This window comes from Cellulomonas sp. ICMP 17802 (assembly GCF_041295535.1).
Taxonomy (GTDB): Bacteria; Actinomycetota; Actinomycetes; order Actinomycetales; family Cellulomonadaceae; genus Cellulomonas.
In genome coordinates, this window is the sequence record NZ_JBGFQZ010000012.1 from 1 (window position 1) to 23005 (window position 23005).

At 74.1% G+C, this 23005-nt stretch carries 24 protein-coding genes and 1 riboswitch; of the genes, 15 read left to right on the top strand and 9 right to left on the bottom strand.

Annotated elements, in window-relative coordinates; all coding sequences use genetic code 11:
• Nucleotides 1-653 (bottom strand): PspC domain-containing protein (locus AB5970_RS11115; RefSeq protein ID WP_370504007.1); only part of this gene is annotated, 653 nt, incomplete at its 3' end.
• A 136-nt stretch (nt 654-789) separates the two neighbouring features.
• Between AB5970_RS11115 and AB5970_RS11120 the strand changes: the two genes are divergently transcribed.
• From AB5970_RS11120 to AB5970_RS11135, 4 genes are all read left to right on the top strand, one after another.
• The gene (locus AB5970_RS11120; RefSeq protein WP_370504008.1) at nt 790-2094 is read left to right on the top strand and encodes an ATP-binding protein; all 1305 of its coding nucleotides are present in this window, start codon (nt 790-792) and stop codon (nt 2092-2094) included.
• On the top strand, nt 2091-2747 hold the full coding sequence (locus tag AB5970_RS11125; RefSeq protein WP_370504009.1) for a LuxR C-terminal-related transcriptional regulator: 657 nt from the start codon (nt 2091-2093) through the stop codon (nt 2745-2747). The genes AB5970_RS11120 and AB5970_RS11125 overlap by 4 nt, the downstream gene beginning before the upstream one ends.
• A 148-nt stretch (nt 2748-2895) precedes the next feature.
• A complete protein-coding gene (gene fabG, locus AB5970_RS11130) occupies nt 2896-3651 on the top strand; it encodes a 3-oxoacyl-ACP reductase FabG (RefSeq protein WP_370504010.1) in 756 nt (251 codons plus the stop codon).
• Nucleotides 3648-4103: a MaoC family dehydratase gene (locus tag AB5970_RS11135; protein ID WP_370504011.1), complete on the top strand. Its 456-nt coding sequence runs from the start codon at nt 3648-3650 to the stop codon at nt 4101-4103. The genes fabG and AB5970_RS11135 overlap by 4 nt, the downstream gene beginning before the upstream one ends.
• 11 nt (nt 4104-4114) lie before the next feature.
• Here AB5970_RS11135 and AB5970_RS11140 read toward each other — a convergent pair whose 3' ends face one another.
• A complete protein-coding gene (locus tag AB5970_RS11140; RefSeq protein WP_370504012.1) occupies nt 4115-5308 on the bottom strand; it encodes an acyl-CoA dehydrogenase family protein in 1194 nt (397 codons plus the stop codon).
• A 113-nt stretch (nt 5309-5421) separates the two neighbouring features.
• Between AB5970_RS11140 and AB5970_RS11145 the strand changes: the two genes are divergently transcribed.
• From AB5970_RS11145 to pcrA, 3 genes are all read left to right on the top strand, one after another.
• Nucleotides 5422-5769, top strand: a complete 348-nt coding sequence (locus AB5970_RS11145; protein WP_370504013.1) for a hypothetical protein — start codon at nt 5422-5424, stop codon at nt 5767-5769.
• A 34-nt stretch (nt 5770-5803) separates the two neighbouring features.
• Nucleotides 5804-6286, top strand: coding sequence for a DUF456 domain-containing protein (locus AB5970_RS11150; protein WP_370504014.1), 483 nt, complete (start codon nt 5804-5806; stop codon nt 6284-6286).
• A gap of 67 nt (nt 6287-6353) precedes the next feature.
• Nucleotides 6354-8798, top strand: a complete 2445-nt coding sequence (gene pcrA / locus AB5970_RS11155) for a DNA helicase PcrA (protein WP_370504015.1) — start codon at nt 6354-6356, stop codon at nt 8796-8798.
• Nucleotides 8799-8877: 79 nt separating this feature from the next.
• Here pcrA and AB5970_RS11160 read toward each other — a convergent pair whose 3' ends face one another.
• The 3 genes from AB5970_RS11160 to AB5970_RS11170 form a co-directional block, all read right to left on the bottom strand.
• Entirely contained in the window at nt 8878-9426 is a 549-nt protein-coding gene (locus tag AB5970_RS11160; protein WP_370504016.1) for a Clp protease N-terminal domain-containing protein, read from the bottom strand.
• The gene (locus tag AB5970_RS11165; protein WP_370504017.1) at nt 9426-9638 is read right to left on the bottom strand and encodes an RNA polymerase subunit sigma-70; all 213 of its coding nucleotides are present in this window, start codon (nt 9636-9638) and stop codon (nt 9426-9428) included. Before AB5970_RS11165 ends, AB5970_RS11160 begins: the two co-directional genes overlap by 1 nt.
• 308 nt (nt 9639-9946) lie before the next feature.
• Nucleotides 9947-10639 carry a uridine kinase gene (locus tag AB5970_RS11170; protein ID WP_370504018.1) on the bottom strand — a complete coding sequence of 231 codons (693 nt, stop codon included), beginning with the start codon at nt 10637-10639 and terminating at the stop codon, nt 9947-9949.
• A 244-nt stretch (nt 10640-10883) separates the two neighbouring features.
• Here AB5970_RS11170 and sucC point away from each other — a divergent pair, with 244 nt between their 5' ends.
• From sucC to AB5970_RS11185, 3 genes are all read left to right on the top strand, one after another.
• A complete protein-coding gene (sucC, locus tag AB5970_RS11175) occupies nt 10884-12065 on the top strand; it encodes an ADP-forming succinate--CoA ligase subunit beta (RefSeq protein ID WP_370504019.1) in 1182 nt (393 codons plus the stop codon).
• Nucleotides 12066-12093: 28 nt separating this feature from the next.
• Nucleotides 12094-12981, top strand: coding sequence for a succinate--CoA ligase subunit alpha (sucD, locus tag AB5970_RS11180; protein ID WP_370504020.1), 888 nt, complete (start codon nt 12094-12096; stop codon nt 12979-12981).
• Between the two features lie 118 nt (nt 12982-13099).
• Nucleotides 13100-14395 carry a cell division protein PerM gene (locus AB5970_RS11185; protein ID WP_370504021.1) on the top strand — a complete coding sequence of 432 codons (1296 nt, stop codon included), beginning with the start codon at nt 13100-13102 and terminating at the stop codon, nt 14393-14395.
• Here AB5970_RS11185 and AB5970_RS11190 read toward each other — a convergent pair.
• Nucleotides 14392-14916 carry a hypothetical protein gene (locus AB5970_RS11190; RefSeq protein ID WP_370504022.1) on the bottom strand — a complete coding sequence of 175 codons (525 nt, stop codon included), beginning with the start codon at nt 14914-14916 and terminating at the stop codon, nt 14392-14394. The genes AB5970_RS11185 and AB5970_RS11190 overlap by 4 nt on opposite strands.
• 69 nt (nt 14917-14985) lie before the next feature.
• Here AB5970_RS11190 and purN point away from each other — a divergent pair, with 69 nt between their 5' ends.
• Nucleotides 14986-15633, top strand: coding sequence for a phosphoribosylglycinamide formyltransferase (gene purN, locus AB5970_RS11195; RefSeq protein WP_370504023.1), 648 nt, complete (start codon nt 14986-14988; stop codon nt 15631-15633).
• Between the two features lie 19 nt (nt 15634-15652).
• Here purN and AB5970_RS11200 read toward each other — a convergent pair whose 3' ends face one another.
• Entirely contained in the window at nt 15653-16018 is a 366-nt protein-coding gene (locus tag AB5970_RS11200) for a hypothetical protein (RefSeq protein WP_370504024.1), read from the bottom strand.
• Between the two features lie 117 nt (nt 16019-16135).
• Nucleotides 16136-16223: riboswitch (ZMP/ZTP riboswitch) on the top strand.
• Nucleotides 16224-16258: 35 nt separating this feature from the next.
• Between AB5970_RS11200 and purH the strand changes: the two genes are divergently transcribed.
• A complete protein-coding gene (gene purH / locus AB5970_RS11205) occupies nt 16259-17851 on the top strand; it encodes a bifunctional phosphoribosylaminoimidazolecarboxamide formyltransferase/IMP cyclohydrolase (protein ID WP_370504025.1) in 1593 nt (530 codons plus the stop codon).
• A gap of 7 nt (nt 17852-17858) precedes the next feature.
• On the opposite strand, the gene AB5970_RS11210 is transcribed toward purH, so the two are convergent.
• The gene (locus AB5970_RS11210) at nt 17859-19115 is read right to left on the bottom strand and encodes an NAD(P)/FAD-dependent oxidoreductase (protein WP_370504026.1); all 1257 of its coding nucleotides are present in this window, start codon (nt 19113-19115) and stop codon (nt 17859-17861) included.
• A gap of 194 nt (nt 19116-19309) precedes the next feature.
• On the opposite strand from AB5970_RS11210, the gene AB5970_RS11215 reads away from it, so the two are divergent.
• Nucleotides 19310-19642, top strand: a complete 333-nt coding sequence (locus AB5970_RS11215) for a DUF3017 domain-containing protein (RefSeq protein ID WP_370504027.1) — start codon at nt 19310-19312, stop codon at nt 19640-19642.
• A gap of 61 nt (nt 19643-19703) precedes the next feature.
• Here the strand turns inward: AB5970_RS11215 and AB5970_RS11220 are convergent, their stop codons facing one another.
• On the bottom strand, nt 19704-20756 hold the full coding sequence (locus AB5970_RS11220) for an MIP family channel protein (protein WP_370504028.1): 1053 nt from the start codon (nt 20754-20756) through the stop codon (nt 19704-19706).
• 282 nt (nt 20757-21038) lie between these two features.
• Between AB5970_RS11220 and AB5970_RS11225 the strand changes: the two genes are divergently transcribed.
• Both AB5970_RS11225 and AB5970_RS11230 read left to right on the top strand, forming a co-directional pair.
• Nucleotides 21039-22256, top strand: coding sequence for an NADP-dependent isocitrate dehydrogenase (locus AB5970_RS11225; RefSeq protein ID WP_370504029.1), 1218 nt, complete (start codon nt 21039-21041; stop codon nt 22254-22256).
• A gap of 244 nt (nt 22257-22500) precedes the next feature.
• Complete coding sequence (locus tag AB5970_RS11230) at nt 22501-22650, top strand: hypothetical protein (protein ID WP_370504030.1); 150 nt, start codon at nt 22501-22503, stop codon at nt 22648-22650.
• Nucleotides 22651-23005: the final 355 nt, after the last annotated feature.

Here is a 23005-nt window from a genome sequence, read left to right on the forward strand (position 1 = left end):
GCGGACGCCGCTGCCGGGTACGTGGCGGCCGACGCCGCGGCCGGGTAGGCAGCGGCCGGGTAGGTCGCCGCCGGGTAGGTCCCGGCCGGGTACGTCGGAGCCGGGGCGGCGGCGGGCGTCGCGCCCGGTGCCGGCGGCACGTAGGGGCCGTAGGCCACGGGCTGCCGCGGCCGCGAGGGCTGCTGGTTGGCGACGACGATGATCAGCGTCACGATGCCGCCGACGAACGCGAGCCAGAGCAGTCCCTGCACCCAGCCCGGAGGCCCCCAGAAGAAGAACCAGTTGTCGCCCCGGCCGAAGCCGACGATCACGAAGGCGAGGGCACCCAGCAGGGCGATGTCGAAGCGGCCGAGGATCATCTCCTCGACGTGGATCCGACCGTCGCGGCGCTCGGGCAGCAGCGCCCAGGCGACGCCGTAGGCGACCAGGCCCAGGCCGCCCAGCAGCAGCGTGGCGACGAAGATGCCGCGCACCAGCAGGGGGTCGAGGCCGAACCGGTCGCCGACGCCGGCGCTGACGCCGCCGATCCAGCGGTCGTCGGAGCGGGTGATGCCGAGCCGCCGGACGCCCGCGAAGAAGCTGTTCGACGGGTGGGGCGGCGTGGCGGTGGGTTCTGCGGCCGGCTCCGCGCCGGCGGGGGTGGTCGTGTCCATGACTCGATCCTGGCCGTCCGGCGGAGCCCGCGGCATCGGGTGGTCCCCTGACCGCACCCTGAACCTGTCGGCGCGCACCCCTGAACCAACCCTGGACGGCACCCCGACGGACGCCGGGGCGTGTGACGATCGGACCGTGCACCCGACCGAGACCCTGCTCGCCCGCCGACGGCTGCCGTTGCGCCGCCCCGCGCGCGGGCGCTGGTTCGGCGGCGTCGCCCTCGGGCTCGCGGCGCACCTCGACCTGCCCGTCGGCCTCGTGCGGCTCGCGTTCGTGGTGCTCACGCCGATCGCCGGCATCGGACCCCTGCTCTATGTGTTCTGGTGGCTCGCCGTCCCCGCCGGCGACCCCGCGGACGCGGCGCAGGAGGTGCGGCCGAGCGCGCTGACCCGGCTGGCCCGACGGCAGGCACTCATCGAGCCGGGCCGCCGCATCCCGGTGACCGACATCGCGATCGGCGCCGTGCTCGTGGTCGCCGCGGCCCTGCTGATCGCTGTCCGGTCCGGCGCCGACGTGCAGGCCGACTGGATCCTGCCCGCGCTCATCGTGCTGGCGGGCCTGTGGCTGGCGTGGAGCCAGCTGGACGCGGTGCAGCGGGGCCGGCTGCGGGACCGGGCCGGGGGCCGGACGCCGGTGAGCGTGCTGCGGGTGGCCGGCGGGATCCTGCTGGCCGGCGTCGGGGTGCTGCTGTTCGTCGGGCTGGCGTCGGGGGAGGGCGTCGACACGGCCACGCTCGCGCAGTCGATCGTCGCGGCCCTCATCATGCTCGGCGGCGTCGCGCTGGTGCTCACGCCGTGGTGGCTGCGGCTGGTGCGCGAGCTGGGCGACGAGCGCGCGGCCCGGGCCCGGGAGTCGGAGCGCGCCGACATCGCAGCGCACCTGCACGACTCCGTGCTGCAGACGCTCGCGCTGATCCGCTCGCGGTCCGACGACTCGGCCGAGGTCGCCCGCATGGCGCGCGCCCAGGAGCGGGAGCTGCGCGAGTGGCTCTACGACGACCGCCCGGCGCCCGGCACCTCCGTGGCCGCCGCGCTGCGGGGGATCGTCGCGGAGGTCGAGGACTCCCGGTCCGGCCCGTCGGGCGACCCCGTCGCCGTCGAGTCGGTGGTGGTCGGCGACCGCGTGCCGGACGCCGACACCGAGGCGCTGCTGCAGGCCACGCGGGAGGCGCTGGTCAACGCCGTGGTGCACGGCCGGCCCCCCGTGTCGCTGTACCTGGAGGTCGGCGCCGCGGAGGTCGAGGTGTTCGTGCGCGACCACGGCGACGGGTTCGACCTCGACGAGGTGGGCACCGACCGGTTCGGCGTGCGCGAGTCGATCATCGGGCGCGTGCGCCGCCGTGGCGGGACGGCGACCGTCACCAGCAGCCCCGAGCGCGGGACCGAGGTGCACCTCGTCGTGCCGATCCGGTCCACGGAGGAACAAGGAGTCCAGTCATGAGCGAGACGGTCGACGTGGTGCTGGTGGACGACCACCACATGTTCCGGACAGGTGTGAAGGCGTCGCTCGACGCCGGCGTGCGCGTGATCGGCGAGGCGGACACGGTGGACGACGCCATCCGGCTGGTGCGCGAGCTCACGCCGCCGGTGGTGCTGCTCGACGTGCACCTGCCCGGTGGCGACGGGGGCGGCGGCGCCGAGGTGATCCGGGCGTGCACCGACCTGCTGGGGCAGACCCGGTTCCTGGCCCTGTCGGTGTCCGACGCGTCCGAGGACGTGGTCGCGGTCATCCGCGCGGGCGCCCGGGGGTACGTGACCAAGGCGATCGACGGCACCGACCTGTCCGACGCCGTGCGCCGCGTGGCCGGCGGCGACGCGGTGTTCTCCCCGCGGCTGGCGGGGTTCGTGCTCGACGCCTTCGGCGCGGCGGCGGGCGACGTGGCCATCGGCGACGACGAGCTCGACCGCCTGTCCGCCCGCGAGCGCGAGGTCATGCGGCTCATCGCGCGCGGGTACTCCTACCGCGAGGTGGCGTCCGAGCTGTTCATCTCGATCAAGACCGTGGAGACCCACGTCTCCGCGGTGCTGCGCAAGCTGCAGCTGTCGAGCCGGCACGAGCTCACGCGCTGGGCGGCGGCGCGGCGGCTGCTGTGATGCCCGACCTGCGCGTCGACGAGGTCGCGCGCCTCGACCGGGTGGAGCTGGTCGACACCGCCCTGCGGATGGCCGGGTACGCGCGGGGTGGTGGCGGCGGGCCGTCCACGCCAAGGTGACTCCATCGTCCACTCCGAAGGGAACCGCCGTGACCGACCCTCGTACCGCCCTGGTGACCGGGGCCGCCCGCGGCATCGGCGCCGCGACCGCCCTGCGGCTGGCCGCCGACGGGCTGCGCGTCGCCGTGCTCGACCTGCGCGAGGAGGACTGCGCGGCGACCGTCGACGCCGTCCGCGCGGCCGGCGGTGAGGCGATCGCCGTCGGTGCCGACGTGGGCGACACCGACGCGGCGGCCGCGGCGGTCGCGCGCGTCGTCGACGAGCTCGGGGCGCCTACCGTCCTGGTCAACAACGCCGGGATCCTGCGCGACAACCTGCTGTTCAAGATGACCGAGACCGACTGGGACTCGGTGATGTCGGTGCACCTGCGCGGCGCGTTCCTCATGAGCCGCGAGGTGCAGAAGCACCAGGTCGCCGCGGGCTGGGGGCGCATCGTCAACCTGTCCAGCACGTCCGCGCTGGGCAACCGCGGGCAGGCCAACTACGCGGCGGCGAAGGCCGGGCTGCAGGGGTTCACCAAGGCGCTGGCGTTCGAGCTCGGCCGGTTCGGCATCACCACGAACGCGGTGGCGCCGGGGTTCATCGCGACCGACATGATCCGGCAGACCGCCGAGCGCCTGCACCTCACGTACGAGCAGTTCGTCGAGGGGGTGGCCAAGGACATCCCGGTCGGGCGCGTGGGGCAGCCCGAGGACATCGCGAACGCCGTGTCGTTCTTCTGCTCCGAGGCCGCGGGGTTCGTCAACGGGCAGGTGCTGTACGTCGCGGGCGGGCCGAAGGCGTGATCGCGGTCGCGACGCCGGCCGGCCTGCTGGACGCGGTCGGTCGCGACGCGACGGCGGACGGCTGGTTCACGGTGGACCAGGCGCGCATCGACGCCTTCGCCGACGCGAGCGACGACCACCAGTGGATCCACGTGGACCCGGACCGCGCCGCCCAGGGGCCGTTCGGGTCGACCGTCGCGCACGGCTACCTCACGCTCGCCCTGATCCCCGCACTGACCGCGGGGCTGGTCGAGGTGGGCGGGACCGGCCTCGTGGTCAACTACGGGCTCGACCGCGTCCGGTTCCTGCAGCCGGTGACCGCCGGGTCCCGCATCCGGGCGTCGACGACCGTCCGCAGCGCCGAGCCGACCCCGCAGGGCGTCCGGGTGGGCTTCACCGTCACGATCGAGATCGAGGGCGCGACCAGGCCGGCGCTGGTCGCGGAGACCGTCGTCCTGTACGTCGCGGCCTGATCCGCAGGGCGCTAGACGAAGGCCGCGATGCCCGTGATGGCCCGCCCCACGATGAGGTGGTTCATGTCCTTCGTGCCCTCGAACGAGTACACGGCCTCGGCGTCGGCCATGTGACGCGCGACGCCGTGGTCCAGCTGGATGCCGTTGCCGCCGAGCGTCTCGCGGCACAGGGCCACGGTCTCGCGCATCGCGGTCGTGGTGTACGCCTTGGCCAGCGCCGAGTGCTCGTCGCCCTGCCGGTCCTGGTCGCCCAGCTGCGAGGCCCGGACGCACAGCGCGATGCTCGCGGTGATGTTGCCCAGGCAGCGCGCGAGCCGGTCCTGCACCAGCTGGAACGACGCGATCGGCTTGCCGAACTGCTGCCGCTCGAGCGCGTACCGCACGGTCGCCTCGTACGCGCCGATGGCCACGCCGACCGCCTGCCACGCGACCTCGGCCCGGGTCAGGCGCAGCACGGTGGCGACGTCGCGGAACGAGTGGATGTTCGGCAGCCGGTCGGCCTCGGACACCTCGACCCCGTCGAGCAGGATGTCGGCGTTCTGCACCGACCGCAGCGCCTGCTTGCGCTCGATCTTGGTCGCGGTGAACCCGGGGGTGCCGCGGCGCACGAGGAACCCCTTGACCTGGTCGTCGGCCGTGTCGCGCGCCCAGATGACCGTGAGGTCGGCGAACGTGGCGTTGCCGATCCAACGCTTGGCGCCGTTGAGCACCCAGGTGTCGCCGGTGCGGTGCGCGGTGGTCCGCAGGCCGCGCGCCGTGTCGGAGCCGGACAGGGGCTCGGTGAGGCCGAAGGCGCCGACCAGCTCGCCGCGGCTCATCGGCGGCAGCAGCTCGGCGCGCTGCTCGAGCGAGCCGCCGACGCCGATCGCGCCCATGGTCAGCCCGTTCTGCACGCCGACGAATGTCGAGACGCCCGCGTCGACGCGCGCGAGCTCGAGGGCCACCCAGCCGCGGTAGACGGCGCTGTTCTCGAAGCGCACGGTCTCCGGCCACATCGGCCCGAGCAGCCCCAGCTCGCCGATCCGCGGGATGAGGTGCACCGGGAACTCGGCCCGGTCCCAGCAGTCGTCCGCGATCGGCCGCACGTCGGTCTCCAGGAACTCCCGGACCGCCAGGACCCGCTCGTTCTCGACCGGCGTGAGGACGTCCTGGAACGAGTAGAAGTCGCTGGTCAGCAGCGCGGAGGAGAGGTCGGCACGGGTCATGCGAGGGGCTCCGGTCGTCGATCGGCACTGATCACCCACCGAGTCTGCATCATGCGGGTCCGGCCGCGGTCGTCACGGGCTTTTTCTGACTGGACGTCAGATACGCTGGAGGCATGGATCTCGTCTACCAGCTGCTCATCGTCCTCCACCTCATCGGCTGGGCCATCGTGCTCGGCGGCACCCTGGTCAACCTGCGGACCCCGAAGATCGCGACCGGAGTGCTGCACGGCATCCTCACGGCGCTGGTCACGGGCATCGCGCTCGCCGGCATCGCCTCCGCGGGGCTGGCCGGGCACGAGCCGAACACGACGAAGATCGCCGTCAAGCTGGTGATCGCCCTCGTCGTCACGGCCCTGGTGATCCTGGGCGTGCGCAAGCCGGCGCGGGTGACCACGGGCTACCTCGGCGCGATCGCGGGGCTCACCGTGGCGAACATCGCGATCGCGGTCCTCTGGCACTGAGCCGGTCCGGCCGGCGGCGGCTACTGTCCAACGCGTGAACTCCGTCGGTGACCTGCTCGTCGGCCTCGTCGTGCTCGTCGGGCTGGTCGGGGTCGTGGTCCAGGTGCTCCCGGGCGGCCTCCTGGTCGCGGCCGCCGTGATCGTGTGGGGCGTCGTCACCGGCGGGACCGCGGGCTGGACCGTCGTCACGATCACCGTCGTGGTCACCGCGCTCGCGTTCGTCGGCAAGTACCTGCTCGCCGGCCGGCACCTCAAGCGCGCGGGCGTCCCGTCGTCCACCCTGGTCTGGGGTGGGATCGCCGGCGTGGTCGGGTTCTTCGTCATCCCCGTGGTCGGCCTGTTCGTGGGGTTCGTGCTCGGCATCTACCTCGCCGAGTGGCTGCGGTCGCGGGAGCCCCGACCCGCCTGGCGCGCGACCGTCGCGGCGCTGCAGGCCACGGGGCTGACGATCCTGGTCGAGCTCGCCGCGGCTCTCGTCGCGACCGGCGCGTGGCTCACGGCGCTCGCGATCACCTGACGGACGTCCACAGCCGCGCCGTCGGGAGCGCGGCGTTGTCAGTCGCGGCGCCTATCCTTGGGGGGCCATGACGTCGCTCTTCGAGAACCTCTCCCTGCCCGTGCCCAGCGTCCCCGCGGACGGCTCCCAGGACGCCGGGTCGGCCGAGCGGCGCGCCCGTCGACAGGCCGAGGCGGACGCCCTGCTGGTCGGCCTGAACCCTCAGCAGCGCGAGGCCGTGCTGCACCAGGGAGGCCCGCTGCTCATCGTCGCGGGCGCCGGCTCGGGCAAGACGCGGGTGCTGACCAACCGCATCGCGTACCTGCTGGCCACGGGCCGGGCGCGCGCGGGCGAGGTCATCGCGATCACGTTCACCAACAAGGCCGCGGCCGAGATGCGCGAGCGCGTCGAGCACCTGGTCGGGCCGGCGGCCGGGCGGATGTGGGTGTCGACGTTCCACTCCGCGTGCGTGCGGATCCTGCGGCGCGAGGCGGCGACGCTGGGCCTGCGGTCGAGCTTCTCCATCTACGACTCGGCGGACTCGCAGCGCCTGCTCACGCTCGTCGCGCGCGAGCTCGACCTGGACCCCAAGCGGTACCCGGCCAAGGCGCTCGCATCGAAGATCTCGTCGCTCAAGGACGAGCTGGTGGACCCCGAGACGTTCGCGGCGACCTCCGGCGGCGGTGCGGCCAACGACTTCGACACCGCGCTCGCGCAGGTCTACACGCGCTACCAGGCCCGGCTCAAGCAGGCGCACGCGCTGGACTTCGACGACCTGATCATGACCACCGTCCACCTGCTGCAGGGGTTCCCCGCGGTGGCCGAGCACTACCGGCGCCGGTTCCGGCACGTGCTGGTCGACGAGTACCAGGACACCAACCACGCGCAGTACGTGCTGGTGCGGGAGCTGGTCGGCTCGTCCCGCGGGATCGTCGACGACTCCACGGACATGGAGCTCCCGCGCGGTGAGCTCACGGTGGTGGGCGACGCCGACCAGTCGATCTACGCGTTCCGCGGCGCCTCGATCCGGAACATCCTCGAGTTCGAGGTCGACTACCCGGACGCGCGGACCATCCTGCTGGAGCAGAACTACCGCTCGACGCAGACCATCCTCTCGGCCGCCAACGCGGTGATCAGCCGCAACCCGGGCCGCGAGAACAAGCGCCTCTGGACCGACTCCGGCGCCGGCGCGCAGATCGTGGCGTACGTCGCGGACACCGAGCACGAGGAGGCACGGTTCGTCGCGGAGGAGATCGACCGGCTGGGCGACGCCGAGGGCGTCCGTCCCGGTGACGTGGCCATCTTCTACCGGGCGAACGCGCAGTCCCGGGCGCTGGAGGAGGTGCTGATCCGCGTCGGGCTGCCGTACAAGGTGGTCGGCGGCACGCGGTTCTACGAGCGCCGCGAGATCAAGGACGCCGTCGCGTACCTGCGCGCGATCGCCAACCCCGACGACGACGTCAACCTGCGCCGCATCCTCAACGTGCCCAAGCGCGGGCTGGGCGACCGCTCCGAGGCCATGGTCGCCGGGTTCGCCGAGCGGGAGCGGATCTCGTTCGGGGCGGCGCTCGACCTGCTCGACGAGGTGCCCGGGCTCGGCACCCGCGCGATCACCGGCCTGACGGCCTTCGCGACGATGATGACCGACCTGCGCGCGCTCGCGGCCTCCGGCGCGGGTCCCGCCGAGGTGCTCGGCGCGGTGCTCGACCGGTCGGGCTACCTGGCCGAGCTACGCGCGAGCGAGGACCCGCAGGACGCGTCCCGCGTGGAGAACCTGGCCGAGCTGCACGCCGTCGCCTCCGAGTTCGAGCAGAGCGACCCCGAGGGCGACCTGGCCGACTTCCTCGAGCGCGTGTCGCTGGTGGCCGACTCGGACCAGATCCCCGACGCGGACGGCGGGGACGAGGAGGGCGCGCGCCCCGACCAGGGCGTGGTCACGCTCATGACGCTGCACACCGCCAAGGGGCTCGAGTTCCCCGTCGTGTTCCTCACGGGCATGGAGGACGGCACGTTCCCGCACCTGCGGTCGCTGTCCGACTCGCAGCAGCTCGAGGAGGAGCGGCGGCTCGCGTACGTCGGCCTGACGCGCGCCCGGGAGCGGCTGTACATCTCGCGTGCAGCGGTTCGTACGGCCTGGGGCGTGCCCAACGAGTTCCCCGCCAGCAGGTTCCTCGACGACCTGCCCGACGAGCTCATCGACTGGCGCCGGCGCGAGTCGTCGACCCAGCAGCTGCGGTCCAGCTACGGCTCGGGCTACGGCTCCTCGTCGGGCGGCGGGTACCGGTCGGCGCCGCGGAGCGAGCCGCGCAAGTCGCTGCCGTCCACCGGCGCCACCTTCGGGTCGGCCACGCCCCGGCCCGAGTCGGCGATCCCGCAGCTGTCGGTGGGCGACCGGGTGACGCACGACTCGTACGGGCTCGGCACGGTCATCGCGCTCGAGGGCGCGGGTCCGAACGCCGTGGCCAAGGTCGACTTCGGCACCGACGGCACCAAGCGGCTGCTGCTGCGGTTCTCGCCGGTCACCAAGCTCTGACCCGCCGGGGCCCGGGGGATCCGGCGCGCCCACGCCCGGGTGCGCAGTGCGCCGGCCAGGCTGACACCCGCGCCCACGGTCAGCCCACCGGGACGTCGGCCCACACGGCGGCGACCGCCTCGCGGACCGCCTCGACCCCGGCCCCGGCGGACGCCAGCGCGCGGTAGGCGCCCGAGCCGTCCACGCGCACGGCGGCGAGCAGCAGGTGCCCCGTGTCGATCCGACGGTGGCGGAACCGGATGGCCTCGCGCAGCGCGAGCTCCAGCATCTTCTTGGCGTCGGCGTCGAACGGCAGGTGCCCGGCCGTCGTCCGGGGTGCCCCGGGCCCGTCCAGCGCGCCGGGCCCGAACGACGCCTCCACCTGCGCGCGCACGGCGTCGAGGTCGATGCCGACCCCCGCCAGCGCGTCGGCGTCGATCGCGTCGGACGGCAGCGCGCGGACGGCGGCGAGGAGGGCGGCCCCGTCCACGCCGAGCCGGAGGAGGGCGCGGGTCGCGACGGCGTCGGGGGCGCGGACGGCGCCGAGGAGCACGTGCTCCGTGCGGATGTGGTCGGCGCCGAGGCTGCGTGCCTCGTCCTGGGCGTGGACGACGGCCTCGCGGGCGTCGTGGGCGAACCTCTCGAACATCAGCCGAACCTCTTCCCGTACTTCTTGTGGACCGCCTGCCGCGAGACCCCGAGGGCCGTGGCGACCTGCTGCCAGGACCACCCCAGCCCGCGGGCCCGCTCGACGTGCAGGGCCTCGAGCCGGTCGGCCAGCGCCCGCAGCGCGCGGACGGCCCGGAGGCCCTCGGCGGGCTCGGCGGCACTGGCGGCCGCGGTCATCAGCTCATCGGACATGCCCGTCAACCTACGTTGACACTGATCGAATGTCAACCCAAGTTGACGACCTAGCGTCCGAGCAAGGAGAGGTCAGGACCCCCATGTGCTCGGACGTCCGGCGGTTCGCATCGCAACGTCCGAGCAAGGAGACGTCAGGGCCCCTAGGTGCTCGGACGTCCGGCGGCAAGGCTCGGGACGTCCGCGGATCAGCGCGCTGGGGCGACCGGATGTGCGGACGTTGCGGGGTAATGGACCCAGCGTCCGCGGATTCGGCTGTCGGGGCGACCGGATGTGCGGACGTCCGGGGTGTGGGTGCGGCGGGTCCGTCAGGTGTGGGGGACCACGCGGGGGTGGGCCAGGTCGCGGTTGTCGACGACGACCGTCGCGCGGGCGGCCGGGCGGCACGCGGCGAGGTACAGGCGCTGCCCCTCGACGTACCGGGCGTTCGCGGGGTGGGTCGGGTCCGACGGGCTGCCGTCGCGGACCGACATGCGCGCGAACGTCTCGGCGAAGTCGACGTCGAGGTAGACGGAGAAGTCCCACCAGGCGGCGAGCTCGTCGCGGAGCAGGAAGACCCCGTCGACGACGAGCACGGTGCGGTCCGTGCCGGCCTCGCGTGGCAGGTGGAGCGCGATGTCGGTGCGGACGTCGCGGACCGCGCGGCGGAACCGGCGGCTGCCGCCGGGCGCGAAGGGCTCCAGCACCTCGGTGCGCAGGGCGTCGTAGTCGTAGGCGTCGGTCCAGTAGCCCTCGGGGGAGTGGCGGCCCCGGCGGTAGCGCTCCTCTCGGGGACGGTGGAAGCCGTCGACACCCACCCGGACGACGTGGCGGCCGCTGCGGTACAGCTCGGCGGCGAGCTCGTCGGCGAACGTGGTCTTGCCGGCGCCGTCGCCACCGTCGACTCCGACCAGGACGGGCCGGCCGAGCGCGCGGGGGTCGGGGACGCCGGCCGCCACGTCGCGCACCACGGCGAGCCGCGCGACCGAGGCCGTGGGTGCGGTGTCCGAGGGGGCGCTCATCGGTCGCGACCGTCCACGACGGGGGTGGCGAGAAGTGCAGCGACGTCCGTCACCGGATCCATGCGGGCGAACGTAGCGGAACGTCGCATTCGTCGGGAAGGGTTCGGCGGCGTTCGCGCACGCGAGCGTCGCGCACGCCACATCTCTCGATGTGAAGAGATCTCCGCCCGGCCGCTACCATCGACCGGGGCGTTTCGGCCGCACAGAGGCCGTCGAACGCCGGTGATGAGAGGACCCAGACCAGGTGGACCTGTTCGAGTACCAGGCGCGTGACATCTTCGAGAAGCACGGCGTGCCCGTCCTGGGCGGCGTCGTCGCCACGACCCCCGAGGAGGCTCGCGCAGGCGCCGAGCAGCTCCTGGGAGGCCAGGACGGCGTGGTCGTCGTCAAGGCTCAGGTCAAGGTCGGGGGCCGCGGCAAGGCGGGCGGCGTCAAGCTCGCGCGCAACGCGGACGACGCGGCCGAGAAGGCCGGCGAGATCCTCGGCATGGACATCAAGGGCCACACGGTCCACCGCGTGATGATCGCGCAGGGCGCGAAGATCGCGACGGAGTTCTACTTCTCCCTCCTGCTGGACCGCGCCGAGCGCCGCTACCTGGCGATGTGCTCGGTCGAGGGCGGCATGGAGATCGAGCAGCTCGCGGTGGAGCGTCCCGACGCCCTCGCCAAGGTCGCGGTCGACCCGCGCACCGGCATCGACCAGGCCAAGGCCGACGAGATCGTCGCCGCCGCCGGGTTCACGCCGGAGCTGGCGCCCAAGGTCGCCGACGTCCTGCAGAAGCTGTGGACCGTGTACCGCAGCGAGGACGCGACGCTCGTCGAGGTCAACCCGCTGGTGCTCACCGAGGACGGCGACATCGTCGCGCTCGACGGCAAGGTCACGCTCGACGAGAACGCCGGCTTCCGGCACCCGGAGCACGCCGAGCTCGAGGACGCCGCCGCGGCGGACCCGCTCGAGGCGCGCGCCAAGGAGAAGGACCTCAACTACGTCAAGCTCGACGGCGAGGTCGGCATCATCGGCAACGGCGCGGGGCTCGTCATGAGCACGCTCGACGTCGTCGCGTACGCCGGTGAGGCGCACGGCGGCGTGAAGCCGGCCAACTTCCTCGACATCGGCGGCGGCGCGAGCGCCGAGGTCATGGCCGCGGGCCTCGACATCATCCTCACGGACCCGCAGGTCAAGTCGGTGTTCGTCAACGTGTTCGGCGGCATCACGGCGTGCGACGCCGTCGCCAACGGCATCGTGACGGCCCTCGAGATCCTCGGCGACGAGGCCTCCAAGCCGCTGGTCGTGCGCCTCGACGGCAACAACGTGCTCGAGGGTCGCCGCATCCTCGCCGAGGCCGGCCACCCGCTGGTGACGATCGCCGACACGATGGACGGCGGCGCCGACAAGGCGGCCGAGCTCGCCCACGCCGCCGCCTGAACCCCCGTAGAGAGAAGCAGACACCACCATGGCGATCTTCCTGACCGAGGCATCCAAGGTCATCGTCCAGGGCATGACGGGCTCCGAGGGCCAGAAGCACACGACCCGCATGCTCGCGTCCGGCACGTCCGTCGTCGGCGGCGTGAACCCGCGCAAGGCCGGCACGTCCGTCACGTTCCCGGTCGGTGACGCGAGCGTCGACGTCCCTGTGTTCGGCACCGTGGCCGAGGCCATGGACGAGACCGGCGCGGACGTCTCCGTGATCTTCGTGCCGCCGGCCCACACCAAGGCCGCCGTCGTCGAGGCGATCGAGGCCGGCATCCCGCTGGTCGTCATCATCACCGAGGGCGTCCCGGTGGCCGACACCGCCGAGTTCTTCGCGCTCGCGCTGGACAAGGGCGTGCGGCTCATCGGCCCCAACTGCCCCGGTCTGATCAGCCCCGGCAAGTCGAACGTCGGCATCATCCCGGCGGACATCACCGGCCCCGGCCGGGTCGGCCTGGTGTCGAAGTCGGGCACGCTGACCTACCAGATGATGTACGAGCTGCGGGACTTCGGGTTCTCGACGGCCATCGGCATCGGCGGCGACCCGATCATCGGCACGACGCACATCGACGCCCTCGCGGCGTTCGAGGCGGACCCCGAGACCGAGGTCATCGTGATGATCGGCGAGATCGGCGGCGACGCCGAGGAGCGCGCGGCGGCCTACATCGCCGAGCACGTGACCAAGCCCGTCGTGGGCTACGTCGCCGGCTTCACGGCCCCCGAGGGCAAGACGATGGGCCACGCAGGCGCCATCGTGTCCGGCTCGTCGGGCACCGCCCAGGCCAAGAAGGAGGCCCTCGAGGCCGCGGGCGTCAAGGTCGGCAAGACGCCGTCCGAGACGGCCGACCTCGCGCGCCAGCTGCTGAGCTGACAACCGTCCCGTCGACCCCGGTGAGCCTGCGCTCGCCGGGGTCGACGTGTCTCACCGCACGGCCGACGCGCCGGGCCGGGTTCGGGGAACGGACGCGCGCGGCGGCGACCATGGCACGGTGAGCTCCACCGGTCCCCGTACGGGCAGCGTCCCGGCGACTCCCGTCGTCGACCGTCGCCGTCGCCGCACGCTGTCCGACGACGCGGCGCCCGCGTTCTTCACCTCCGCGCTCGACGGCGCGCCCCGCTGGGTGGCCGGGGTCCTCTCCGCGCTCCAGGCGGCGCTGCTCTCGCTGCTCGTGCTCGCGCTGCCGGCCGTGGCCGCGTACGTGGCGACCTCGGCGGACCCGTCGAACAGCGGCGTCGGCTGGTTCCGGTCCGTGGGGGTCGGGACGTCGCTCTGGCTGCTCGGGCACGGCGTGCCGGCGCAGGTGGGCGCGGTGACGGTGTCGCTCGTCCCGCTCGGCGTGACCGTGCTGGCCATCTTCGTCTGCTACGCCTCCGCGCGGCGGTCCGGCCTCGCCACCTGGCCGGCCTACGCGGCTGGGATCGGCACGTACACGCTGGTCGCGGTGGTCCTGGCCCTGCTCGACGGGGTGTCCGGGTCCGGCCTGCTGCGCGCGGTGGTCGGCGGTGCGGCGGTCGCCGCCGTGGGGCTCGGCACCGGCCTGCTGGCGCGGCCCGAGGCCCCCGCGCTGCGCGACCTCACCCGGCGGGGCTGGTCGCGGTTCCCGGCGCCGCTGCGCACCGGGGCTGCGGGCGGGGTGCTCGCCGCCGCGGCGCTCGTGCTCGTCGCCGCCGCGGTCGCCACCCTCTGGGTCGTCGCCGGGCGCGCCACCATCGGGGACGTGGTGCGCGGCCTCGGCCTGGACGCCGTCGGCGGCGTGGTGCTGGCGGTCGCCGAGCTGGCGTACCTGCCCAACCTGGTGGTGTGGGCGCTGGCCTGGCTGACCGGGGCGGGCTTCGCGGTGGGCGACGGGACGCACTTCGCGCCCGACGGCGTGGTCGGCGGGCCGCTGCCGGCCGTGCCCATGCTCGGCGCGCTGCCCACGCCGGACATCGCCGGTCCCGCGACCAGCCTGGTCCCGCTGGTGCTGGTCGTCGTCGGCGCCCTGGTCGGCTGGTACCTGCACCGCCGCCTGGTCACGCAGCGCTGGTGGGAGTGCCTGGCGGCGTGCGCGACCGCCGGCGTGACCGCGTTCGTCGTCGTCACCCTGCTGGTCACCGCCGCCAGCGGCGGTGTCGGGCCCGACCGGCTCTCCGACGTCGGCGCCCAGGGCGCCTGGGTCGGGCTGCTGGCGGGCGCCGGGGTGCTCGTCGGCGCGCTGCTGGTGGCCCTGCCCGGCGACCGGCCCCTGCGCGCCGAGGTCGGCCGGGCGCTGCGCGGGCTGCGGCGGGGTGCCGACGGCGCCTAGGAGCCCGTCGTGCGCGAGTCGAGGAGGTCCTGCACGGCCTTGTCGTACTGGGCGGCGCAGGCGTTCTGCGCGCTGATCGTCAGGGCGCCCTGCAGGCACTCCTGCTTCGCCTGCTGCATGGGCCAGAGCGCCAGCTGCAGGATGAGCAGGAACGACCAGAAGAGCGCGATGACGACGCCGACCGCGATCATCGGCGTGAGCCCGCCGGCGCGTGCCCGCACCGACACGACCAGCGCGCGGACCCCGACGACGAGCGCGCCGAGCGCGAAGACCAGGCCGGCGGCCTGCCAGGGCAGCGGGAGCGTGGCGACCAGCACCGACGACAGGACGAGCACCCCGAACAGGCGCGTGAGGCTCTGGGCGCGGGCGACCTGCTCCGGGTCGGGCGGCGTGCGGGCGGGCTCGGCCGGGACGGCACGCGGCGCGGGCGGCGGCCACGGCAGCTGGGCGACCGGCACGTCCGCCCGGTCTCCGTCCGGCGGGCGCGGACGGTCCTCGGGGGGTGCGTACGGGTTGCTCACCCGAGCATTCTCGCCCACGGACGCCGCGGGGCGGACGCGCGTCCGCCGCCCGCGGATAGGGTCTCTGCCGTGACGCACGAGACCCCTCCCCGTCCTGCCCCGGCCACCCGCAGCGCCGGCCGCCTCGTGGTCCTGGTGTCCGGCACGGGCTCGAACCTCGCCGCGCTGCTGGACGCGCACGACGACCCCGCGTACGGCGCGCGGGTCGTGGCCGTGGTGGCCGACCGCGACGGCATCCGCGCCCTCGACATCGCGCGGACGGCCGGCATCCCGACGGCGGTCGTCTCGCTCAAGGACTTCGACGACCGCGCGGCCTGGGACGCCGCCGTCACCGAGACGGTCGCGGTGTTCAGCCCGGACCTCGTCGTGCTCGCGGGGTTCATGAAGCTCTTCGGCGCCACGTTCCTCGGGCGGTTCGGCGGCCGGATCGTCAACACCCACCCGGCGCTGCTGCCGTCGTTCCCGGGCGCCCACGGGGTGCGGGACGCGCTCGCGTACGGCGTCAAGGTCACGGGCTGCACCGTGATGGTGGTCGACGAGGGCGTCGACACCGGCCCGATCCTGGCGCAGGCCACCGTGCCGGTGGAGGCCGACGACGACGAGGCCACGCTGCACGAGCGCATCAAGGCGGTCGAGCGGACGCTGCTGGTCGAGTGGGTCGGCCGCATCGCGCGCGAGGGGCTGCGCGTCGAGGGGCGGCACGCGATCGTCGGCTGAGACGACGCCGGCCTGGGGGTCAGCCGCGGGCGACGGCGAGCACGTCGACGATGACGAGCGACACGACCGGGCCGGCGAGCGTGAGCGCCACGATCCCGGCCGCGCGTCCCCGCCGTCGGCGGGCGCCACGGATCCCGAGGACCACCGCAGGCACCCCGGTCGCGAGGACCGTGGCGGCGACCCCGTAGGCCACGCGGGTGGTGTCGCGGACACGCTCGACGCTCTGGAAGCCGGCGAGTCCAGCGATCAGCGACGCGAGCGCGAACGCGACGGACGCGGCGAGAGTCGCAGCCGCCCAGAGCAGTGCGCGTTCGCCGTCGGGCCTCCGTGCCCCGGGAGGCTGCGCGGGCCGTCCCGGTCCGGGCACCCCGACCTGCTCGTGCACGTCCGTCCGCCCTCCCGCCGTCCTGCGCCGAGCATGCCGGAACCTTGCCCGCCCGTCTGCCGCCGGACGGGGGAGGCCCGCCGGCTGACGTCGCCCCCGACGGGTGCCGCTAGACTCGGCCACGGTCGTGACTGGCGCAGGTGGGCTCAACCACCGGGGAGCGGCCGCAGTGCCCCGCCTCGCACCGCCCGCCTGGGTGCATGGGTCCGCCCTAGCCGACCCTGCCTCACGGGAGCCGCCATGTCAGCCACCGAAGCCCAGCGCCCTGTTCGCCGCGCACTCGTCAGCGTCTACGACAAGACCGGCCTGACCGAGCTCGCCGCCGCGCTGCACGCCGCCGGCGTCGAGATCGTCTCCACCGGGTCCACCGCGTCGACCATCGCGACCTCCGGCGTGCCGGTCACGCGCGTGGAGGACCTCACCGGGTTCCCCGAGTGCCTGGACGGGCGCGTCAAGACGCTGCACCCGCGGGTGCACGCCGGCGTGCTGGCGGACACGCGCCGCCCCGAGCACCTGGCGCAGCTGGACGAGCTGGGCATCGCGCCGTTCGAGCTCGTCGTGGTCAACCTGTACCCGTTCACCGCCACGGTGGCGTCCGGCGCCGGGCCCGACGAGTGCGTCGAGCAGATCGACATCGGCGGGCCGTCCATGGTCCGCGCGGCCGCGAAGAACCACCCGAGCGTCGCCGTGGTGGTCGACCCCGCGCGGTACGACGAGGTCGTCGCGGCCGTCGGTGCCGGCGGCTTCACGCTCGCGGCCCGCCGCCTCCTCGCGGCCGACGCCTTCGCGCACACCGCCGCGTACGACGCCGCTGTGGCCAGCTGGTTCGCCGCCGAGTACGCGCCCGACCAGGCCGCCGCCGACTCGGGCTTCCCGGCCTTCACGGGGTCGACCTGGGTGCGCGGCGAGGTGCTGCGCTACGGCGAGAACCCGCACCAGCAGGCCGCCCTGTACCTGACGCCGGACGGCGCGGCGGGCCGCGGCCTGGCCGGGGCCGAGCAGCTGCACGGCAAGGCGATGAGCTACAACAACTACGTCGACGCCGACGCGGCCTGGCGCGCCGCGCACGACCACGCCGCACCCGCGGTCGCCATCATCAAGCACGCCAACCCCTGCGGGATCGCCGTGGGGGCGGACGTCGCCGACGCCCACGCCAAGGCCCACGCGTGCGACCCGGTCTCGGCGTTCGGCGGCGTGATCGCCACCAACCGGACGCTCACGGCGGCGGCCGCGGAGCAGATCGCGCCGGTGTTCACCGAGGTGGTCGTCGCGCCGGACTACGAGCCCGAGGCCCTCGAGATCCTCGGCCGCAAGAAGAACATCCGCCTGCTGCGGGTGACGCCGACACAGGGTGTGCGCACCGAGCGCCGGGCCGTCAGCGGCGGGCTGCTGGTGCAGGAGCTCGACCAGGTGGACGCCCCGGGCGACGACCCCGCGGCGTGGACGCTGGCGTCGGGCGCGCCCGCCGACGAGGCGACGCTGCGCGACCTCGAGTTCGCCTGGCGGGCCGTGCGTGCCGTGAAGTCCAACGCGATCCTGCTCGCCCACGACGGCGCGTCGGTCGGCGTCGGCATGGGGCAGGTCAACCGCGTCGACTCGTGCCGGCTCGCGGTCGAGCGCGCCAACGCCGGTGACACCGAGCGCGCGCGCGGGGCCGTCGCGGCGTCGGACGCGTTCTTCCCGTTCGCCGACGGGGCGCAGGTGCTCATCGACGCGGGCGTGCGCGCGATCGTGCAGCCCGGCGGCTCGGTCCGGGACGAGGAGGTCGTCGCCGCGGCCGCGGCCGCCGGCGTGACGCTCTACCTGACGGGCACGCGGCACTTCGCCCACTGAGGCACCCTCAGGCGAGCGCTGCCTCGCGCAGCGCTCGCCCGGGGTCCCGCGCCAGCGTGCGGTCGAGGCGCGGCAGCGCGGCGCCGGTGAACAGCCGGCGCGCGGCGCCGACGTCGCGCGGCCGGTCGACCGTGAGGATCGCCGCGACGTCGTCACCGCCCCGCCGGAACCACAGCGCCGCCCAGCCGTCGGCCGTCGGGTCGCCGCGCAGCACCACCTCGTCGTCGGGGTGCGGCTGCCCGAAGAGCGCCAGCTCGTGGCCCAGCTGCGTGGAGAAGACGTAGGGAGCCACGTCGGGGGCGTCCGCCGGCGAGCCCAGCAGGTGGGCCACCATCGCGGCGGGTCCCCGCAGCGCGCCGTCCCAGTGCCCGCCGGGCACCCAGCCGTGCCGCCGGGACCGCCGCAGCGCGACGTCGCCGACCGCACGGACCGATCCCGGGGCGCCGATCACCTGGTGGTGCTCCTCCACGCGCAACGACCCGTCGGACTCGCGGGGGAGCGCGCCGGCCAGCCAGTCGGTGGTCGGGCGTGCGCCGACGGCGGCGAGGACGACGTCGGCGGCGACGAGCTTGCCGTCCGCCAGGCTCACGCCGTTCGCGCCGACCTCGACCACGTGCTCGCCGGTGAGCAGCCGGACCCCGGCCGCCGCGTACCAGGGGGCGGTGAGCTCTCCGACGGTCGGGCCGAGCGCGCCGGCCAGCGGGGCGCCCGTGGCCTCCAGGACGACCACGTCGACGCCCGCCGCCGCCGCGACGCCCGCCACCTCGGCGCCGATCCAGCCGGCCCCGATGACCACGAGCCGCGTGCCCGGCACCAGGGCCGACCTCAGGCGCTGCGCGTCGGCGGCCGTGTGCAGGGTCAGCGCGGCGTCCCAGCCGGGCGGCCGGACGGCGTGCGCGCCCGTGGCCACCACGATCGCGTCCGCGGCCAGGACGCCGTCGGCGGTGCTCACCTCGGGCCGCGCCCCCGACAAGGACAGGCCGCGCGCAGGCGAGCCCAGGTGCACCTCGTCGGCGAGGCCGAGGAGGTCGACACCGATCTCCTGGGTCAGCCACGTGGGCTCCGGCCGGTCCAGCAGGTGCTTAGAGAGCGGCGGCCGGTCGTACGGCGCGACCTCCTCGGCCCCCAGCACCACGACCCGGCCGTCGAACCCCTGCTCACGCAGGCCGGCGACCGTCTGGGCGGCGGCGAGCCCGGCGCCGATCACGAGCACGTCCCGCACGGGTGGGGTGTCCTGGGCTGCCGACTCGGTCCGGGCGCTCACCACGCAACGGTAGTCTCCCGTCGGGAGGCAAACGACGGATGGTGGAGGAGCGAGTGAGCGGGGGAGCCGGCGTGCGCGGTGCGAGTCCTGCCCACGCCGACGCTGCCCACGCGCGCCCCGCGGCCGGCCCGCCGGACGACGTCCCGCCGATTCCCACCGCCCCTGCGCAGCCGGCGCCCGACGCCCCTGCGCCCGTGCCGCCCCCGACCGGCCCGATCCCGGTGGAGGAGGCCCCGCTGGACCCGCGGGCGATCGCGCGCGCGTCGCTGGACGCCGCCCGCAACGTCTCCCTGTGGTGGACCAGCTCGGGGATCGTGGTCGCGATCGTCGTCGCGCTCGCCGTCGGCACGCGTGCCGGCGCGTTCGTGCTCGCGGCCGTCGCGATCGTGTGCGCCGTCGTGCGCGCCGTGCTGCCGTCGCCGGGGCCCGTGGCGCTCGCGGTGCGGGCCAAGTCGCTCGACGTGGCCGTGCTCCTCCTGCTGGGGATCGGCCTCGCGGTGCTGGCCCAGATCCTGCCCTCGGCCTGACCGGACGCACGACGGCCCGGGACCAGTGCGGTCCCGGGCCGTCGTCGCGCTCAGGAGCGGGTCAGCGCTCCGAGACCACGAGGACGTCGTCCGTCGTGATGTACGCGTCGTCCTCCTCGAGCAGGTTGTCCTCGGCGGGCTCGGCCGCGAAGGCGCGGTAGACCAGGCCGGCCAGCGCGGCGCCGACCAGCGGGGCCACCCAGAACAGCCACAGCTGGCTCAGGGCCCAGCTCTCCGAGAAGATCGCCGTGGCCGTCGAGCGGGCCGGGTTGAGCGACGCGTTCGTCACGGGCAGCGCGACCAGGATGAGCACGGCGAGCGCCAGGCCGATGGCGAACGGCGCCTGCTTGTTGGCCGAGCGGCGGTCCGTGGCGCCGAGGATGACGCCGACGAACACGGCGGTGACCACGATCTCGACCAGCAGGCCGATGACGAGGGAGAACTCGACCTGGCCGGTCGAGAGCTTGGCCAGCGGCGAGTGCGCGCCGTAGCCGTTGGAGACGCCCGAGAAGAAGGACTTCGCCGTGGCGTTGCCGCTGGTGTCGAGCAGCGCCGGCAGCTTGGCCGGGATGGTGATGAACAGGATCGCCGCGGCGAGGATGCCGCCGAGCAGCTGCGCGAGCCAGTAGGGCAGGACGTCCCGCCACGGCGTGCGGCCACCGATGGCGGCGCCGAGCGTCACGGCGGGGTTGAAGTGACCGCCCGAGACGTGCCCGACGGCGATGATGCCCGCGAGGACGGCGATGCCGAAGCCGAGGGCGACGGCGAGCGTGCCGCCGACGCCGCTGAAGCTCGAGTAGAGCGCGATGCCGACGCCCACGAGCACGAGCGCGAAGGTGCCGAAGGCCTCGGCGCCCAGGCGGGCGACCAGGCCCGGGCCGGTGACGACGACGGTGCCGGCGGGCACGACGTAGGCGTCGAGCTCCTCGACGACGACGTCCTCGTCGTCCTCCTCGACGACCTCGTCGGTCTCCGGCGCGACGGGCTCAGCCGTGGCGGCGGGTGCGTCGGCAGCCGCAGCGGCCGTCGTCTCCTCGGGCTCGGGCGAGCCGGCGACCGTGGTCTCGTCGGGCTCCGGGGAGCCGGCGGCCTTGTCGGGGGTGTCCTGTGACATGTCGATCCTGTCGTGAGTAACCGTCGGTGAAAGGGGGAGGTGCGCGCGGAGCCTGCCACGTCCGGCTGTGCGGTCGTGACGACGTGACGATCTGCGCAATGCCCCTGGTGGGGCCAGCATGCCAGTCCGGGTGCCATCGGTCACGGCGCGCGCCGAGGGGCGGACCGCCGACCCACCCACAAGAATCTCTCGACGTCGAGTAATCTTGTCCGCGGACCCGCGCCGGCACCCCCGCAACATCGTGCCGTGCCCCCACCCGTCCCCAGCACAGGAGATCCCCGCATGGCGAAGATCAAGGTTGTCGGCCCGGTCGTCGAGCTCGACGGCGACGAGATGACGCGCATCATCTGGCAGTTCATCAAGGACCGCCTGATCCACCCGTACCTCGACATCGACCTGCGCTACTACGACCTGTCGATCCAGAACCGGGACGCCACCGACGACCAGGTGACCGTCGACGCCGCGAACGCCATCAAGGAGCACGGGGTCGGCGTCAAGTGCGCGACGATCACGCCCGACGAGGCCCGCGTCGAGGAGTTCGGCCTGAAGAAGATGTGGGTCTCGCCGAACGGCACGATCCGCAACATCCTCGGCGGCGTCGTCTTCCGCGAGCCGATCATCATCAGCAACATCCCGCGCCTGGTGCCGGGCTGGAACAAGCCGATCATCATCGGCCGTCACGCGTTCGGCGACCAGTACCGCGCCACCAACTTCAAGGTCCCCGGTGCCGGCACGCTGACCATGACCTACACGCCCGCGGACGGCTCCGAGCCGATCCACCAGCAGGTCGTCACGTACCCCGAGGGCGGCGGCGTCGCCATGGGCATGTACAACTTCAACGACTCGATCCGGGACTTCGCGCGGGCCTCGTTCGCCTACGGCATCCAGCGCGGCTACCCGGTCTACCTGTCGACGAAGAACACGATCCTCAAGGCCTACGACGGCTCGTTCAAGGACATCTTCCAGGAGGTGTTCGACGCCGAGTACGCCGCCGACTTCGCCGCCGCCGGGCTCACGTACGAGCACCGCCTCATCGACGACATGGTCGCCGCGGCCATGAAGTGGGAGGGCGGCTACGTCTGGGCCTGCAAGAACTACGACGGCGACGTGCAGTCCGACACCGTCGCGCAGGGCTTCGGCTCGCTCGGCCTCATGACGTCCGTGCTCATGACGCCCGACGGCAAGACCGTCGAGGCCGAGGCCGCGCACGGCACCGTGACCCGCCACTACCGCCAGCACCAGGCCGGCAAGCCGACGTCGACCAACCCGATCGCGTCGATCTTCGCGTGGACCGGCGGCCTGAAGCACCGCGGCAAGCTGGACAGCACCCCCGAGGTCACGCAGTTCGCGGAGACCCTCGAGCAGGTCGTCGTCGAGACGGTCGAGTCGGGCGCCATGACCAAGGACCTCGCGTCGCTGGTGGGCCCGGACCAGGCCTGGCAGACCACCGAGGAGTTCCTCGCGACGCTCGACGCCAACCTCGCGGCCAAGCTCGCCTGATCCAGCTCCACAGGACGGCGCCCACCTGCACCAGGGTGGGCGCCGTCCGCGCGTCCAGACCCGTCGCACCTCAGGGACCGTCGCCGCTCGCCGCTCGCCGATGGGTCGGCATGGAGGCTCTGGGTGAGGACGACGACGTCGTCGAGGTCGTGATCTACGCGCGGATCAGCAACGACAAGGAGGGCGCGGGGCTGGGCGTCGAGCGCCGGGAGGCCGACTGACAGGCACTGGCGGAGCGGCTCGGATGGCAGGTCGCTGCGCATTTATCGACAACGACATCTCGGCCTACTCCAGCAAGCCCCGCCCCGGGGCGATGCTGCGCGACAGCTACGCCGGGCTGCTGCAGGTCCCCGGCCAGTACGGCCGCCCGGCGAGGGGCCGCGCGGCTGCCTGATGTGCGGCAGCGGCGTTGTGCAGGTCGTCCCGTCGCGGGCCGCCTCCGCGTCGACGCCGCGGCGGGCGCACCCGGGACCCTCGGAGGTCGGCCGAACCCGGAGCCGATCGACGGGCATCTGTGCCCGGCGTGCGAGGCCGTCGTTGACGCGGTCGGCTCATGCGGCCCGAGCGCGATGGGGCGTGCTTTCCTGGCCCATCTTGGCGTGCGACCGAGGCTCGGGCTGGACGCCGTCGACCTGGCGGGCTTGGACGGCTGGTGCACGCTGCTTCAGCCCGCCGAGCCGAATGCGAGGCCATGGGGCCACGTCGCCGGGCTGCGCACCTGGTCGACGCCCCTGCGGCACGGCGCCTGA

Coding starts and splice junctions, on each gene's coding strand:
- AB5970_RS11125 (WP_370504009.1), top strand. CDS start 2,091: ATGAGCGAGACGGTCGACGTGGTGCTGGTGGACGACCACCACATGTTC.
- AB5970_RS11140 (WP_370504012.1), bottom strand. CDS start 5,308: ATGACCCGTGCCGACCTCTCCTCCGCGCTGCTGACCAGCGACTTCTAC.
- AB5970_RS11145 (WP_370504013.1), top strand. CDS start 5,422: ATGGATCTCGTCTACCAGCTGCTCATCGTCCTCCACCTCATCGGCTGG.
- pcrA (WP_370504015.1), top strand. CDS start 6,354: ATGACGTCGCTCTTCGAGAACCTCTCCCTGCCCGTGCCCAGCGTCCCC.
- AB5970_RS11160 (WP_370504016.1), bottom strand. CDS start 9,426: ATGTTCGAGAGGTTCGCCCACGACGCCCGCGAGGCCGTCGTCCACGCC.
- AB5970_RS11165 (WP_370504017.1), bottom strand. CDS start 9,638: ATGTCCGATGAGCTGATGACCGCGGCCGCCAGTGCCGCCGAGCCCGCC.
- AB5970_RS11170 (WP_370504018.1), bottom strand. CDS start 10,639: ATGAGCGCCCCCTCGGACACCGCACCCACGGCCTCGGTCGCGCGGCTC.
- sucD (WP_370504020.1), top strand. CDS start 12,094: ATGGCGATCTTCCTGACCGAGGCATCCAAGGTCATCGTCCAGGGCATG.
- purH (WP_370504025.1), top strand. CDS start 16,259: ATGTCAGCCACCGAAGCCCAGCGCCCTGTTCGCCGCGCACTCGTCAGC.
- AB5970_RS11220 (WP_370504028.1), bottom strand. CDS start 20,756: ATGTCACAGGACACCCCCGACAAGGCCGCCGGCTCCCCGGAGCCCGAC.
- AB5970_RS11225 (WP_370504029.1), top strand. CDS start 21,039: ATGGCGAAGATCAAGGTTGTCGGCCCGGTCGTCGAGCTCGACGGCGAC.
- AB5970_RS11230 (WP_370504030.1), top strand. CDS start 22,501: ATGGCAGGTCGCTGCGCATTTATCGACAACGACATCTCGGCCTACTCC.